General features: G+C 65.8%; 13 protein-coding genes. 11 read left to right on the forward strand and 2 right to left on the reverse strand.

Features of this window, described 5'->3' with window-relative positions:
- Nucleotides 1-2 precede the first annotated feature (2 nt).
- From nadA to nadC, 3 genes are read left to right on the forward strand one after another with little or no spacing between them, the layout of a single operon-like run.
- Entirely contained in the window at nt 3-1,022 is a 1,020-nt protein-coding gene (gene nadA / locus VMF11_15350) for a quinolinate synthase NadA (protein ID HTU71677.1), read from the forward strand.
- Entirely contained in the window at nt 1,019-2,542 is a 1,524-nt protein-coding gene (locus VMF11_15355) for an L-aspartate oxidase (GenBank protein ID HTU71678.1), read from the forward strand. Before nadA ends, VMF11_15355 begins: the two co-directional genes overlap by 4 nt.
- A complete protein-coding gene (nadC, locus tag VMF11_15360; GenBank protein ID HTU71679.1) occupies nt 2,496-3,389 on the forward strand; it encodes a carboxylating nicotinate-nucleotide diphosphorylase in 894 nt (297 codons plus the stop codon). Before VMF11_15355 ends, nadC begins: the two co-directional genes overlap by 47 nt.
- On the opposite strand, the gene VMF11_15365 is transcribed toward nadC, so the two are convergent.
- A complete protein-coding gene (locus tag VMF11_15365; protein ID HTU71680.1) occupies nt 3,386-3,910 on the reverse strand; it encodes a hypothetical protein in 525 nt (174 codons plus the stop codon). The two genes, nadC and VMF11_15365, sit on opposite strands and share 4 nt — an antisense overlap.
- A 78-nt stretch (nt 3,911-3,988) precedes the next feature.
- On the opposite strand from VMF11_15365, the gene VMF11_15370 reads away from it, so the two are divergent.
- Genes VMF11_15370 through VMF11_15385 form a run of 4 tightly spaced genes read left to right on the forward strand, consistent with a single transcriptional unit; the run spans nt 3,989 to nt 8,862 of the window.
- Nucleotides 3,989-5,428 carry a Xaa-Pro aminopeptidase gene (locus tag VMF11_15370; GenBank protein HTU71681.1) on the forward strand — a complete coding sequence of 480 codons (1,440 nt, stop codon included), beginning with the start codon at nt 3,989-3,991 and terminating at the stop codon, nt 5,426-5,428.
- Complete coding sequence (locus VMF11_15375; GenBank protein ID HTU71682.1) at nt 5,425-6,747, forward strand: cytosine permease; 1,323 nt, start codon at nt 5,425-5,427, stop codon at nt 6,745-6,747. The genes VMF11_15370 and VMF11_15375 overlap by 4 nt, the downstream gene beginning before the upstream one ends.
- Entirely contained in the window at nt 6,740-7,642 is a 903-nt protein-coding gene (locus tag VMF11_15380) for an ATP-binding cassette domain-containing protein (GenBank protein ID HTU71683.1), read from the forward strand. Before VMF11_15375 ends, VMF11_15380 begins: the two co-directional genes overlap by 8 nt.
- Nucleotides 7,639-8,862 carry an ABC transporter permease gene (locus tag VMF11_15385; protein HTU71684.1) on the forward strand — a complete coding sequence of 408 codons (1,224 nt, stop codon included), beginning with the start codon at nt 7,639-7,641 and terminating at the stop codon, nt 8,860-8,862. The genes VMF11_15380 and VMF11_15385 overlap by 4 nt, the downstream gene beginning before the upstream one ends.
- 130 nt (nt 8,863-8,992) lie before the next feature.
- Here the strand turns inward: VMF11_15385 and VMF11_15390 are convergent, their stop codons facing one another.
- Nucleotides 8,993-9,247 (reverse strand): glutaredoxin domain-containing protein, encoded by a 255-nt coding sequence (locus VMF11_15390; protein HTU71685.1) that lies wholly within the window; start codon nt 9,245-9,247, stop codon nt 8,993-8,995.
- A gap of 37 nt (nt 9,248-9,284) precedes the next feature.
- Between VMF11_15390 and rsmI the strand changes: the two genes are divergently transcribed.
- From rsmI to VMF11_15410, 4 genes are all read left to right on the forward strand, one after another.
- On the forward strand, nt 9,285-10,118 hold the full coding sequence (rsmI, locus tag VMF11_15395) for a 16S rRNA (cytidine(1402)-2'-O)-methyltransferase (GenBank protein ID HTU71686.1): 834 nt from the start codon (nt 9,285-9,287) through the stop codon (nt 10,116-10,118).
- 33 nt (nt 10,119-10,151) lie between these two features.
- A complete protein-coding gene (metG, locus tag VMF11_15400; GenBank protein ID HTU71687.1) occupies nt 10,152-11,702 on the forward strand; it encodes a methionine--tRNA ligase in 1,551 nt (516 codons plus the stop codon).
- Nucleotides 11,699-13,387: a GGDEF domain-containing protein gene (locus VMF11_15405; GenBank protein HTU71688.1), complete on the forward strand. Its 1,689-nt coding sequence runs from the start codon at nt 11,699-11,701 to the stop codon at nt 13,385-13,387. Before metG ends, VMF11_15405 begins: the two co-directional genes overlap by 4 nt.
- Nucleotides 13,388-13,559: 172 nt before the next feature.
- Nucleotides 13,560-14,324 (forward strand): TatD family hydrolase, encoded by a 765-nt coding sequence (locus tag VMF11_15410; protein ID HTU71689.1) that lies wholly within the window; start codon nt 13,560-13,562, stop codon nt 14,322-14,324.
- Nucleotides 14,325-14,336: the final 12 nt, after the last annotated feature.

The following is a 14,336-nucleotide window of genomic DNA, read 5'->3' on the forward strand; positions in this document are numbered from 1 at the left end:
TCATGACCTCCACCGAACTCACCCTCACCGCCGACGACGAGCGTGAAACCGCGCCGATCCTCGAACGCGTCGCCAACGTGATTCCACGCGTCGAGTGGCCGCTGCACGCGCCATACGTCGCTGCGATCAACCGCCTCAAGCGCGAGCGCAACGCCGTCATACTCGCGCACAACTACCAGGTACCCGAGATTTACCACACGGTTGCCGACATCGTGGGCGATTCGCTTGCGCTCGCGATCCAAGCTGCAAAAACGCCGGCCGACGTCATCGTGCTGTGCGGCGTGCACTTCATGGCCGAGACCGCCAAGCTGGTCAACCCCGAGAAGACCGTGTTGGTGCCGGACCTGCGCGCCGGTTGTTCGCTGGCGGAGTCGATTACCGCGGCCGACGTGCGCTTGCTGCGCGAGCGGTATCCCGGCGTTCCGGTCGTCACCTACGTCAACACGTCGGCCGCGGTCAAAGCCGAATCCGACGTGTGCGTGACCAGTGGTAACGCGGTTGAGATCGTCGAGGCGCTCGAAGTTCCGCGGGTGATCTTCCTTCCCGACGAATATCTTGCAAAGTACGTCGCTACGAAGACCAAGACCGAGATCATCGCGTGGAAGGGCCATTGCGAAGTGCACGAGCGATTCACCGGCGCCGACATTCGTAAGTACAGGCAGGGCGATCCGCGGCTCGTCGTGATCGCGCACCCCGAGTGTCCGCCGGACGTTCTTGCGGAAGCCGATTTCGTCGGGTCGACGCACGGTATGTCCGAATACGTACGCGAGCACCAGAACGCGCGCGTGCTCATGGTCACCGAGTGTTCGATGGCCGATAACGTGGCCGGCAGCTATCCAAGCGTCGAATTCGTGCGGCCGTGCAATCTGTGTCCGCACATGAAGCGCAACACGCTGCCGAAAATCCTGCACAGCTTGCAGACGATGCAGTACGAAGTCACGGTCGATGCGGCGGTCGCGCAGCGCGCCCGCGCCGCGGTCGAACGCATGCTCGACTTTTCCCGCGCGCGCGGTGCCCGGTGAACGCACAGCGCGCCGCCGTGGTGATCGTCGGCGCCGGCATCGCCGGATTGATGGCGGCGCTCAAACTCGCGCCGTTGCCGGTTACGGTTCTGTGCAAACGCCGCCTCGGGAGCGGCGCAGCGACCGATTGGGCGCAAGGCGGTATCGCGGCCGCGATGGGCACGGACGACTCGCCCTCGCTGCACGCGATCGACACCCAGCGCGCCGGCGCCGGCATCAGCGACGCGCGGATCGTCACGATCTTGACCAACGACGCACCGGCACGCATCGAGGAGCTGCTCGAACTCGGTGCTGCGTTCGACCGTGACGCGTCCGGCGAACTCGCGCTCGGCCGGGAAGCGGCACACCAACGGCGACGCATCGTCAAAGCCGGCGGCGATGCCACCGGCCACGAGATTCTGAGCACGCTCATCGCCGCCGTGCGTGAAGCGCCGACGATCACCGTCGTCGAAGACATCACTGCCCACGACATCGTGCTGCGGGACGGACGCGTCGCCGGCGTGCACGCACACGACCGCGACGGCCGCGCGCTCACGTTTCTCGCGCCGGCGGTGGTGCTCGCCACCGGCGGCATCGGTCGCCTGTACCGGTACACCACCAATCCCGTCGAGGCGACCGGCGACGGCATCGCGATGGCCGCGCGCGCGGGCGCCACGCTCGCCGACATGGAGTTCGTGCAGTTTCATCCCACCGCACTCGCCGTGGGTCTCGATCCAATGCCGCTCGTGACCGAAGCGGTGCGCGGCGAAGGCGCCGTCCTGCTCAACGACCTGGGCGAGCGGTTCATGCTGGCGATTCATCCGGACGCGGAACTTGCACCGCGCGACGTCGTCGCGCGCGCCATTTTCGAACAGATGCAGCGCGGCCGTCTCGTCGGTCTCGATGCGCGCGAAGCGATCGGCGAACAATTTCCGCAAGAGTTTCCGACGGTCTTCGGATTCTGTCAATCGGCGGGAATCGATCCGCGCGCAGCGCGGATTCCGGTGGCACCGGCGGCGCACTATCATATGGGCGGCATCGCGGTCGACGAATGGGGCCGTTCCTCGGTGGCCGGATTGTGGGCGTGCGGTGAAACGAGCGCAACCGGCGTGCACGGTGCGAACCGGTTGGCGAGCAACTCGCTCCTCGAAGCGCTGGTGTACGGTTCCCGCGTAGCCGAAAGCATTGCCCTCTCTCACCCCGAGCCCCTCGACGCCGCCGGCGACGAGCGTAGCCCAGCGGAGTCGAGCGACGCGGATCACAACGATGTGATTGGCGATCTGCGGAACCTGATGCACACCAATGTGGGTCTGGTCCGCAACGAGTTCGGCCTGCGCGAAGCACTCTCACGCATCGAGGATCTCGAACGAGGCTTTCCTCGTGCAGGAAACGACCTGCGGAATCTGCTCGTCGTGGCGCGATTGATCGCCGAGGCCGCCCTCTCGCGTAAAGAGAGCCGCGGCAGTCACTACCGTTCCGACTATCCCGCGACGGATGAAGCGCTTGCGAAACGCTCCTTCACGCATCTCCTGCGAGCGTAGCGCGCCGGCGCGGCTCCTGATCGAGCCGCTCGTGCGCGCCGCGCTGACCGAAGACCTCGCCCACGGCGGCGATCTCACAACCGATGCGATCGTTCCGCGCGAGCTGCGCACGACCGCACAGATTCGCGCGCGCGCCGGCGGCGTGGTCGCCGGGCTGGACGCGGCGCTCCTCACCTTCGATCTGCTCGAACCGGGCGCGGTCACGACGAGAACACGGATTCACGACGGCGAGCTCGTCGCGCCCGGCGGCGTCGTCGCCGATTTGGAAGGGCCGGCGCGCGTGCTCCTGACCGGCGAGCGCACGATGCTCAACCTGCTCTCGCGTCTGTGCGGAATCGCGACCGCGACGCGCGCCTTGGTCGACGCGGTCGCCGCGACGCGCGCGCGCATCGTCGATACGCGCAAGACGACGCCGGGATTGCGAATTCTCGAGAAATACGCGGTGCGCTGCGGCGGCGGAAGCAACCACCGCTTCGGTCTCGATGACGCGGTCTTGATCAAGGACAACCATCTCGCGCTGGCCGGTTCGATTCGCGAAGCGGTTGCGCGAGTGCGCGCGCTCGCGGGACACATGGTCAAGGTCGAGGTCGAGGTCGATACGCTCGAGCAGCTGCGCGAAGCGCTGCGCGAACCGATCGACGCGGTACTGCTCGATAACATGGAGCCGCCGGCGTTGACCGAAGCCGTGCGCGTCGTGAACGGCGCGGTTCTAACGGAAGCCAGCGGCGGTATTCGCCCCGAAACGATTGCAGCCGTTGCTGCCAGCGGCGTCGATTTGATCTCGGTCGGGTGGCTCACCCACGGCGCACCCGCCCTCGATCTGGGTTTAGATATCGCGCTCGGCTAACGACGGGGAGCACCGCCCTGGTGCCAACGGCCCATCATCGGCATCCCGTGCCCGCCGCCGGCGAGGCCGAGCAGAATCGCTCCGGCGTCGGGAGCATGCGGCTTGCGCGCGCCGCGGCTGCGGTGCGGCCATGGTTTACCGCTCGCATGCGGCCACGGATGATCGGCTTTGATCTGCGCCATGATGGTCTTCATTTGACCGCGCATTTGCGCGGCATCGGCGAGAATCGCCGACTTCTCGGCGGGCGAGAGCGCGGCGTCGAGCTGCGCGATCGCGGCGCGACGGTCGGGATTCACGGATACCGCCAAATTGCCGGCGATCGACGCCAACAGGCGCTTGTGCGCCGGCGTGAGCGCGCCGAGCACCTCCGCGCGGAATTGCCGGTGCATCGTTTCGATCTGTTGGAACTGCGCGTGCATCTGCGCTCGCATCGCCGGACCGGGCGCGCCGGGGTCTTGCTGCGCAAGCGCGACGGCCGGCACGGCGAAGAGGAGTGTGAGTGCAAGAAAAAGACGTTTCATACCATCTTTCTACGGCATGCCGGCAGGGGAAAAGCTGAGAAACCGGGGTTCAAGTTGGCGATCCCGAATGAGAGTTCTATGAGCGCAGACTCCACCAAGCCCGCCCCGAGCACACCCTCCAAGGCAAGTCACGACAGCGACACGCCGCCGGCGCTGGTCGAGTTCATGTCGCAAGGCTGGCTCGAAGCGCCGTTGCGCGTAGGTGCTCACCCGCAGCTCGCGCGGCTGCGTTCGCGGCGCGACGAACTCTCGCGCGCCTATCCGGGATGGTACCTCGTGATACCGGCGGGCCAGGAACACGTGCGCGCCAACGACACCTGCTTTCGTTTCCGGCCGGCCAGCGACTTCGCGTATCTCATGGGAACCGGCGAACCGGGGGCGCTGCTCGTCATGGAGCCGGAAGGAGCATCGCATCGCACGCTGCTCTTCGTGCCCGAACACAACCGGGGCAAGGCGGACTTCTTTACCGATCGTGTCTACGGCGAACTCTGGGTCGGGCGGCACCGCGGATTGGACGAGAGCCAGATTTTCTTCGGCGTCGATCGAACTCGCCCGCTGCAAGAGATTCCGGCCTTTCTCGAAGACCTCGCCTCCGCCCACCATCCCGTGCGTGTGCTGCGCGGTCACAATCGCGCGATCGACGATGCGCTGCCGCATGACGACGAAGACGACGAACTTGCGGTTCGCCTCTCCGAAATGCGGTTAGTCAAGGACGAGTACGAAGTCGCCGAACTGCGCAAGGCCTGCGAGATCACCAAAGCGGGTTTCGAAGACGTCATCCGGCTCTTTCCGCGCGCGACGAGCGAGCGTGAGTTCGAGGGCGCCTTTTGGAACCGCGCGCGGATCGAAGCCAACGACGTCGGCTACCTGACGATCGCCGCGTCCGGACACAACGCCTGCACCCTGCATTGGACGCGCAACGACGGCACCCTCGACGCGAGCGCGCTGCTTTTGCTCGATGCAGGCGTCGAATGCGACTCGCTCTACACCGCTGACATCACCCGCACGATGCCCGTGCGCGGGCGCTATTCGCCGGAGCAGCGCGCCGTCTACGATATCGTCTACGAGGCGCAACGGGTTGGAATCGACGCGGTTGCGCCGGGCAACGACTTTCTCGAACCGAACCGGCGCGCGATGCGGGTGCTGGCCGAAGGTTTGATCGATCTGGGCGTACTGAAATGTTCGCTCGACGAGGCGCTCGATCCGCAGAAGCAGTGCTACCGCCGGTACACGCTGCACAACGTGAGCCACATGCTCGGCCTGGACGTGCACGATTGCGCGCGCGCGCGTTCCGAGAACTACAAGTTCGGCTCGCTTCGCGAGGGAATGGTGCTCACCGTTGAGCCCGGCCTCTACTTCCAACCGAACGACGAGACGGTCCCGCCGAAACTGCGCGGCATCGGCGTGCGAATCGAGGATGACGTCGTCGTCACCGCCGCCGGACGCGAGAATCTCTCCGCGATCCTGCCTTCGAAAGCGGACGCGGTCGAACGCTGGATTGCCGATTTGACGGCTTGATCTATAAAGATCAGGTCCTCGTGGTCGAGCCGATCGGCATCGAACCGGTCGGCGAGAGTTCGCGTCACGGCCGCGCGCGCGATCTCTTCGGCGTCTGGTTTTCAGCCAACGCCGAGATCGCGACCTGGATGGTCGGCGTCTTCATCGCCGCGCTCTTCGGCGCGGATTTACGCAGCGCCGTCTTCGGCATCGTCGTCGGCAACGTGCTCGGCTTTGCCATCCTCGGCGTGCTTGCGACGTTCGGTCCGCGCTACGGCGTGCCGCAAATGCTCGCCTCGCGCCTCGCGTTCGGACGCCGCGGCAACAGCGCACCCGCGGCGCTCTCGTTTCTGGCCGGCATCGGCTGGTTCGCGATCAACACGATCTTCGGGGCCTATGCGTTGCAAACGCTCGTCCATATCGGCTACGGCCTGGCGCTGGCGATCATGCTCGTGCTGCAGATCGCACTTGCCGTTTACGGCTACAATCTGATCGGTGCGTTCGAACGCGCGAGCGCCGTGCTGCTGGCCGCGGGCTTCATCCTACTCGGGGCGGTGACCTTACCGCACGCGTCATGGGCGCCCTCGCACGCGCCGTTGCAAGGCTTCATGTTTGCCGCGGCGCTCGCGTTCGCGTACGCCATGGGCTGGGTTCCCTGCGCTTCCGATTACTCGCGCTACCTGCCGCGCAGCACGAATCCGCGCGCCGTATGGTGGTTCGCCTTTCTCGGCTGTGCGCTGCCCTGCATCGCGATCGAGATCATGGGCGCGGCAGCGGTCAGCGCCTCGCACGTAAATTTGCGCACCGAGGTTCCGACGCAAGCGATCGCGCAACTCTTGGGCTCGGGCGCGGTAGCAAAGGTCGTGCTCGTCACCGTCGTTCTCGGCACCTTGACTGCCAACTGCATGAACTTGTACTCGGGCGCGCTGGCCGCGCTGGTCGCTTTCGACGTGCGCATCTCGCGCGCGGTCGCCGCGTTCGCGGTTGGGATCGTCGGCGCGCTGCTCGCCCTGGGCGGCTCGAATCCGGCCGACACGGCCGTGTTCTACACGAACTTCCTTTTATTGCTCTCGTATTGGGCCGCGCCGTGGGCCGGGGTGGTGCTTGCCGATCGCTGGCGCGCGCGCGGAGCAAATCGCGATCCCGAGCACGTTGCGGCGTGGCGACCCGGCACGCTCGCGTGGCTCGCGGGTGTTGCTGCATCGATTCCGTTTTGGAATCAAGCCTGGTTCGGCGGAGCGTTCGCGCGAGCATTTCCCCAGTACGGCGATCTTTCGTACTACGTCGGATTTCTAGTCGCGTTCGCGGCGATGTCCGCCTTGAGCTATCGGTATGCTTGACGTCGATCACGTTCGCAAGGAGTTCGGCTCGGTGAGGGCCGTGAGCGACGTGCACTTCGCGATCGAAGACGGAGCGACGTTCGGGCTGCTCGGCCCCAACGGTTCGGGCAAGACGACGACGATGCGAATGATTCTCGGCATCCTCGTTCCCGACCGCGGCAGCGTTCGCTGGAACGGAGCAGCGGTCGGCGACGAGAGCCGGCGTCATTTCGGCTATCTACCGGAAGAGCGCGGGATCTACGGCAAAATGAAGGTCCGCGAGCAAATCACCTACTTTGCCAAACTGCACCGCTTGCGCGAGCCCGAATTGACCAAGCGGATCGATCGCTGGATCGAACGCTTGGGTCTCTCCGTTTACGCCGATCGGCCGTGCGGTGAGCTTTCGAAGGGCAACCAGCAGAAGGTGCAGGTCGCGTGCGCCGCCGTGCACGCCCCGGTCCTGCTGGTGCTCGACGAACCGTTCTCCGGACTCGACCCGGTCAACGCCGAAGTGTTGCTCGCGGTATTGCGCGAGCTGCAGAGCAACGGTACCACCCTCATCCTTTCGAGCCATCAAATGTGGCAGCTCGAAGATCTCTGTTCGCGATTCTGCATCATCGCCGGTGGCGCCAACCGCGCCGAAGGGTCGCTCGCGCAGCTGCGTTCGGCGTGGCCGACGCGGGTCGTGCGGGTCGCGCCGCCGAGCGAAGCGGTTCGCAATCTGCTCGAAGGCGTCGCCGGCGCGCACGCGCTCGCCCGCGTGGACGGCGCCATCGATTATCAAGTCCCCGCCGCAACCGACTTCGCCGCGCTGCTGCATCGACTCGTCGACGTCGCGCCGGTCACCAAATTCGAGGCGCTCGAACCCTCGCTGCACGAAATCTACCTGCGCGCCATCGGAGAGACCGCCGCATGATCGAGGATCTGGCAACCGTCTACGCCGCCGAACTCGCGCGTCGAATCCGTTCGCGGCCGTTCATCGTGGGTCTCGTGGTCGGCGTGCTCGCGATCGCGCTGGTCGGAAAGCTCCCCGCTTTTCTCGACAAACAAGTCAGCAGCGCAAACGCGGTCGTGCTGATCGGCAGCGCCACCCTAACGGCACGCGCCGAACCGCTGCTCGCCGCGAACGATCGCATTCTCGGCTCGCTACCACTGCAACCGATCGATGATGCGTTCTTGAAACGTCACGGCGCCGCCGCCGCGATCGAATTACGCGCCGCCGGCGACGGGCTCCGCGTCACCGTCTTCGCGCACGATCCGGGAAGCGTCGAGCCAGGCCTGCTTCGCCGTGAGCTTCTTCCGCTGCAGCTCGAACTGACGACGCAGCGCAGCGCCGCCGAGGTGAAGAAAATCTCCGCGATACCGATCGCGATCGCGGCGGTCGGGTCCAAATTCAGCTCCGCGAAGCAGGCCGCAGCGGTTCGCGCGATCGCCTACACGTTGATCTTCTTTCTCTATCTTCTCATTCTGCTCAACAGCCAACTGGTGACGGCCTCGGTCGCCGAGGAGAAGACGAGCCGGATTGCCGAGCTGCTGGTTGCGTCGGTGAACCCCGCGGCGCTTCTGAGCGGAAAGATCCTCGCCTCGGCGACGCTCGGCATGGTGCAGCTCGCGGTTTGGATCGCGACGATCCTCTTTCTCGGCGCGGGGTCCGGCGGTTCACAAGCCGCGGCTTCCGGCGGCGGAATTCTGTCGCTCGGGAGCGTTCTCGACGTCATCACGCCGGGGATCGTCGTGGCGTTCTTCGTCTTTTTCGTAATCGGTTTTCTTCAGGTTTCGACGCTCTTCGCGGGCGCAGCCTCGTTGATCAACCGGACCGAGGACCTCGGTAGCATCACGCTGCCCCTGGCTCTGCCGGTGGTTGCGGCATTTTTCATCGCCATCGCGACGCTCCAAGTGCCCGACTCGACGCTCGCCGTCGTCACGAGTTACGTTCCGCTGCTCGCGCCGTTCGTGATGTTTACGCGCATTGCCGTGAGCAACGTTCCGGTCTGGCAGATCGCGGTTTCGATCGCGATCAACCTCGCCGCGCTCTACGTGATTGCCGTCTTTGCCGGAAAGATCTATCGCGTCGGGATGTTGCTGTACGGCCGCTCGCCCAGCCTGCGTCAGGTTTGGAGCGTCATCCGCTCTTAGGCAGACTCCCGCTACGGCCTAACGCCGCACGGGTGGTTGACGCCGTCCCAATACAGATGCACGTGCGATCGTATCGTGCGAGAGACTACGGTTCGTGCCAATCCGTTCGACCGAACGGCTAGTGTACGGTTCAGCCGCGCGGCGGATGTCCCCAGCCCGATTGCACGTAAGCTCCGTCGATCACGATCGCCGGAACCGTCGGGTCGCCCTTGGTCAGCGCGAGCATCGATTCCCGCTCGCGACGATCGTTCTGCGCGTCGTGCGTCGTGTACGGTACGCCGTGCGCGTCGTAGTAGGCCCGCGCCTCGCGGCAGTACGGACAGCTGGGGCTGATGTAGAGCTCGAGCCGCGCGCCGACCGGCGGATGCTCGACGTCGATGGCCATAACGAGAGTTCGCTTTCTGGACGGCGAAGGAGAGGTCATGCCGCTCGTCCTCGTTCCTACTCCGCTCGGAAATCTCGGCGACATCACGCTGCGCGCGATCGAAGCGCTGCGCGACGCGGAGCTGATCGTAGCCGAGGACACGCGAGTCACGCGCAAGCTTCTGGGTGCGCTCGAGATCGCCACGAAAGAATTGTGGAGCTATCGTGAAGCGAACGCCGCCGCAGTGACGGCCGGCATCCTCGAGCGGGCGCGCGCGCAGCGCGTTGCGGTCGTCACCGACGCCGGCATGCCGGCGATCTCCGATCCCGGAAGCGAACTGATCGCCGCGGCGCGCGCGGCCGGCGTCGCGGTCGACGTCCTTCCCGGACCCAGTGCGGTGCTCGGTGCGCTCGTGCTCAGCGGTTTTTCACTGCGCCGTTTTGCCTTTGAAGGCTTTCCCGCACGCGCGACCGGCGCACGACGAGAGCAGTTTGCCGCAGCGCTGCGCTCGGGCGTGACCACGGCGTGGTACGAATCGCCGCAGCGCATCGTGCAATCGCTCGCCGATCTGCATTCGCTCGCTCCCGATGCGAAGGTCTTCGTGGTGCGCGAATACACCAAACGCTTCGAGCAACAGCTTCTCGGTACGCCGGCCGAGGTCGCCGCCGCGTTGGCGGATCCGGTACGGGGCGAGATCGCCTTCGTGCTCGCGCCCTACACGGGCGCCGCGCGCGAGCTACCGCCGCCCGATCTCGACGCCGCAATCGACGAACGGCTCGAGCGCGGCGAAAGCGTTGCCGAGATCGCACGCGCCCTCGCGCGCATCGGCGCGGGCGCGCGGCGCGATCTTTACGCCCGGGCGACCGAGCGCAAGGCCAAGCGGCGCGGGTAGGCGCGCCCCTGCGCCGAACAGCATCCTCCTCGCATGAGCCGCGCCTTTTACGTCACCACCCCGATCTATTACATCTCGGGCGACCCGCATATCGGTCACGCCTATACCACCGTCGTCGCCGACGTGCTGGCCCGCACCGCGCGAACCGCCGGTCCGGCCTTCTTTCTAACCGGCACCGACGAGCACGGCCAAAAGGTCGCCAACGCCGCGGCCGAACACGGCACGACGCCGCAAGCCTGGTGCGACGAGCTCGTACCGCGCTGGCAGTCGCTCTTTGCCGCCTATCACGTCGAATACGACGATTTCATCCGGACCACGCAGCCGCGCCACGAAATCAAAGTGCAGCGCGTCTTCGAACGCCTGCGCGCCAGCGGCGACGTCTACTTGGGGAAGTACGAAGGCTGGTATTGCGTCAACGACGAGACCTTCTGGCTCGAGTCGAAGCTCGTCGACGGGCGCTGCCCCACGTGCAGGCGCGAAGTGCTGTGGATCTCCGAGGACGATTGGTTTTTCCGTCTCTCGAAGTATCGCGACCGGCTGCTCGCGCATTTCAAGGCCAACCCCGAGTGGGTGCGGCCGCGCAGCGTCTACAACGAGATGGTCGCGATGCTGGAAGAAGGCCTCGAAGATCTCTCGATCTCGCGCACCAACTTTGACTGGGGCATTCCGATTCCGGACGGCGGCCCTTCGAGCGGCTCAGGGCAAGCTGTCATCTACGTCTGGTTCGACGCGCTGCTCAACTACATCACCGCGATCGATTGGTCGGAGGACGAGCGACGTTTTCATTCGCTTTGGCCGGCGTCGGTGCAACTCGTCGGAAAAGAGATCGCGCGGTTTCACACGATCATCTGGCCGGCGATCCTCTGGGCGCTCGGCGAAGCCGAACCGAAGCTCGTATTCGCGCACGGGTGGATCACGGTCGATGGGCAAAAAATGGGCAAGAGCCTCGGCAACGCGGTCGATCCGTTCCTCCTCGCCGAGCGCTTCGGCGCCGATTCGCTGCGCTATTTTCTTTTGCGCGAAGCACCGTTCGGCAGCGACTTCTCGTATTCGGAAGAAAAGATCGCGCAGCGCCACAACAGCGACCTCGGCAACGATCTCGGCAATCTGGTCAAGCGCACGATCTCGATGCTGCAAAAGTATCGCGGCGGCGCGGTTCCCGCACGCGGTTCATCACGCGTTTTCGCCGAGCGCTTCACCGATCTGCCGCAGCGCGTGCGCGGAGCGATCCTCAACCTCGACTTTCGCGGCGCACTCGAAGCGGCGTGGGAACTCGTGAGCGCACTCAATCGCGAGATCGACGAACGCAAACCGTGGGCGCTCGCCAAAGAGGGCCGCAGCGACGAACTGGACGCGCTGCTCTACGATCTGTGTGAAGGGCTGCGCTGGCTCGCGATCCTGCTGCACCCGTTCATGCCCGAACGTACCGCGCAGATGTGGGAGCAGCTCGGTCTGCGCGAAGGGATCGGCGACGATTGGGCGCGCGCACTGATCTGGGGCAGGCTTGAGCCCGGAACGCAGGTCGTAGGCGGCGAGATTCTCTTCCCGCGCATCGAGTTGGCACAGAGCGCAGCGCCGGGATGACGGAGCGCCGAGCGGCGGCGCCGAGCCGCGCGATCACCGTCGGCGGCGGCATTGCCGCCGTCGCCGGGCTGGCCGCCGCGCTGACGCTCTATGCCGCTTCCTTCACCCGTCTCGATTGGGCCGTTACCGCACTGGCCGCAGCAGCGATCGCGTTCGTCGCGCTTCACGCGCTTCCGGTGCGCGGACTGCGCATGCGCCGTACCGGGATCTTTGCCGAAGCAATCGTTCTCGATCTTCCGATCGCCGCGCCGCTCCTCGCGCTCGGGGGCGCGGTCGGTATCACCGCCTGCGCGCTCGCCTTCGCGCTGGGTTTCGGGATCGCCGCGCTCGTGCGCCGCGGCGAAGCGGTGGCGGACCTTCCGCGTGCCGGCGTTCTACGCGTGCTGGCATCGCTGCTCGCGCTTCCATTCGCCGCGAATATCGCCGCGCTACAAGCCCGGCCGCTGTCGCAGTCGACGCCGATCTTCGTCGGGTTGATCTGCGCGACGGTCGTCGTATTCACGTTCGCAATCTCCGCCCCGTCGGCAGCCTACACGTTCCATCTCTCGGTGCGGCGCATCTGGCGGCGGCTCGTGCGCGACCGCCGTGCGTGGGGCGTTGCCGCGGCAAGCATTCTGTGGACGACGGTCGTGCGTAACGAGGTCCTGCTCGGGCATCTGCTCGTCGTTATCGCGATGTGGCTGCCCGTCTGTCTTTGCGCGCGCTTGCTGCGCACCATCGACGGACAGCATGCGGAATTGCACCGGCTGCGTTTGGTGCGCGACGCCGTTCAAGCCATGCTCGGCGAGCGTGATCCGCTGCCGCAGATCAACGCCATCCTCGCGACGCTTCGCGTTCCCTCGTTCGACGAGACGGTCTGCGTGATGGCCGCGACGGCGACGCGCACCGAGAACTGGCGGACGGTAACCACCCTGGGTCCGCCGCTCAGTCCCGCAGGCGACGAGCTGGGACGCCGCGTCCTCGCGCGCTTGAAATTCGGCGGAGCGCCTTCGACCTCGCTACGCGACGACTACTATATCGCCTACGCCTTCAGCGCGCGTCTTTCGGACGGTGAGCTGCACGGAGCGATCGCCGTCTTCCGGCGGCACGACCGGCCGCTTTTGCACGAGCAGATCGCGCAATTCACCAACGCCGCGATCGAGCTCGCGCCGCTCTTGCGCGACATGCGCACGATCGCAGCCACGCAGAGCGCCGCGACCATCGACGGCCTCACGGGACTGGTGAATCGCGCCACGGTGATGGACCGGCTGGCAGCGATGGTCGACGACCTTTCGGTTTCCGAGCTCGGCGCCGTCCTTCTGCTCGACATCGACCACTTCAAAACCATCAACGACGAACTCGGTCACGCGGCCGGCGACGCGTGCTTGCGCAAAATCGGCGAGATCATTCGCAGCGGCGTGCGCAGCGGTGATACCGCCGGACGAATCGGCGGCGAAGAGTTTCTGATCGTGATGCCGGGCGCCGACCGCGAGGTCGCGCTCGCCGTCGGCGAGCGTCTGCGTCTAGCGGTTGCGCTCGGCGGCATGCGCCATGCCGCCGGCGACCCGGTCACCACCAGCATCGGGGTCACGGCCGCGCGCGTCGGCGATACCGCCGAAACCATGCTTGCCCGTGCCGATCGAGGTTTGTACGAAGCCAAGCGCCAGGGCCGCAACCGCATGGTGGAGGATTTGGAAAGCGCATGATGCTGTGTGATCGCCCCTCACTCAACGCCTCGCTTCTCGGACAAATGACAAACGCTTGCAGCGCGCACTCGGGGGGACCCCGCACGCTTTGCGTGCGGGGGGCGCGCAGCAGCGCAAGCTGCGGAGCGCCGGTTCAACTTAGCGATCATACTGCGGAGCGAAGCGAAGCAGTATGATTGATACACACGCTCATGTGCACGATCGCAAGTTCGACGACGATCGCGGCGTCGTCATCGATCGGGCGCGAGTCGCCGGCCTCTCGACGATCGTCACCGTCGGCTGCGACCTCGAGGATTCGTTTCGAGCGCTCGAAACCGCGCGCGAGTACCGCATCTACGCCTCGGTCGGCATCCATCCGCACGAAGCCAAGGATGCGCCGGTAGATATACCCTCGATCTTCGAGCCCTTTCTGCGCGATCCGCGCATCGTCGCGATCGGCGAGGCCGGACTCGACTACTACTACGATCACAGTCCGCGCGACGTCCAGCGCCGGGTGCTGCGCGAGCAGCTGGATCTCGCCGGCGGGACCGGTTTCCCGTTCATCTTTCACCAACGCGACGCGTTCGACGATTTTACCGCGATGCTGCGTGCGGCGTGGCAAGCACCGATGCGCGGCGTCGTGCATTGCTTCACGGGTGATGCGACGCAAGCGCAGGTGCTCACGCAAGAGTTCGGACTCTACCTCGGAATCGGCGGCGTCCTCACGTTCAAGACCGCCGAGCCGCTGCGCGAGGCGGTGCGCGCCGTCGGTCTTCGGCCGCTGGTCCTCGAGACGGATTGCCCGTATCTCGCACCGATCCCGCACCGCGGCGACCGTAACGAGCCCGCGTATGTCGCGCTCGCGGCACAGAAATTGAGCGAAGTGCTCGAATGCTCCCTCGACGAAGTCGTCACCGCAACGGACGCGAACGCGCGCACGTTGTTCGCCTTGAAATAAATCGCAGCAGAG

It is taken from the genome of Candidatus Baltobacteraceae bacterium, assembly GCA_035502855.1.
In the GTDB taxonomy this organism is placed as follows: Bacteria; Vulcanimicrobiota; Vulcanimicrobiia; order Vulcanimicrobiales; family Vulcanimicrobiaceae; genus Aquilonibacter.

Excerpts from the sequence above, each read along its gene's own strand:
- nadA (HTU71677.1), top strand. The coding sequence starts at position 3 with ATGACCTCCACCGAACTCACCCTCACCGCCGACGACGAGCGTGAAACC.
- nadC (HTU71679.1), top strand. The coding sequence starts at position 2,496 with ATGAAGCGCTTGCGAAACGCTCCTTCACGCATCTCCTGCGAGCGTAGC.
- VMF11_15365 (HTU71680.1), bottom strand. The coding sequence starts at position 3,910 with ATGAAACGTCTTTTTCTTGCACTCACACTCCTCTTCGCCGTGCCGGCC.
- VMF11_15370 (HTU71681.1), top strand. The coding sequence starts at position 3,989 with ATGAGCGCAGACTCCACCAAGCCCGCCCCGAGCACACCCTCCAAGGCA.
- VMF11_15380 (HTU71683.1), top strand. The coding sequence starts at position 6,740 with ATGCTTGACGTCGATCACGTTCGCAAGGAGTTCGGCTCGGTGAGGGCC.
- VMF11_15385 (HTU71684.1), top strand. The coding sequence starts at position 7,639 with ATGATCGAGGATCTGGCAACCGTCTACGCCGCCGAACTCGCGCGTCGA.
- VMF11_15390 (HTU71685.1), bottom strand. The coding sequence starts at position 9,247 with ATGGCCATCGACGTCGAGCATCCGCCGGTCGGCGCGCGGCTCGAGCTC.
- rsmI (HTU71686.1), top strand. The coding sequence starts at position 9,285 with ATGCCGCTCGTCCTCGTTCCTACTCCGCTCGGAAATCTCGGCGACATC.
- metG (HTU71687.1), top strand. The coding sequence starts at position 10,152 with ATGAGCCGCGCCTTTTACGTCACCACCCCGATCTATTACATCTCGGGC.
- VMF11_15405 (HTU71688.1), top strand. The coding sequence starts at position 11,699 with ATGACGGAGCGCCGAGCGGCGGCGCCGAGCCGCGCGATCACCGTCGGC.
- VMF11_15410 (HTU71689.1), top strand. The coding sequence starts at position 13,560 with ATGATTGATACACACGCTCATGTGCACGATCGCAAGTTCGACGACGAT.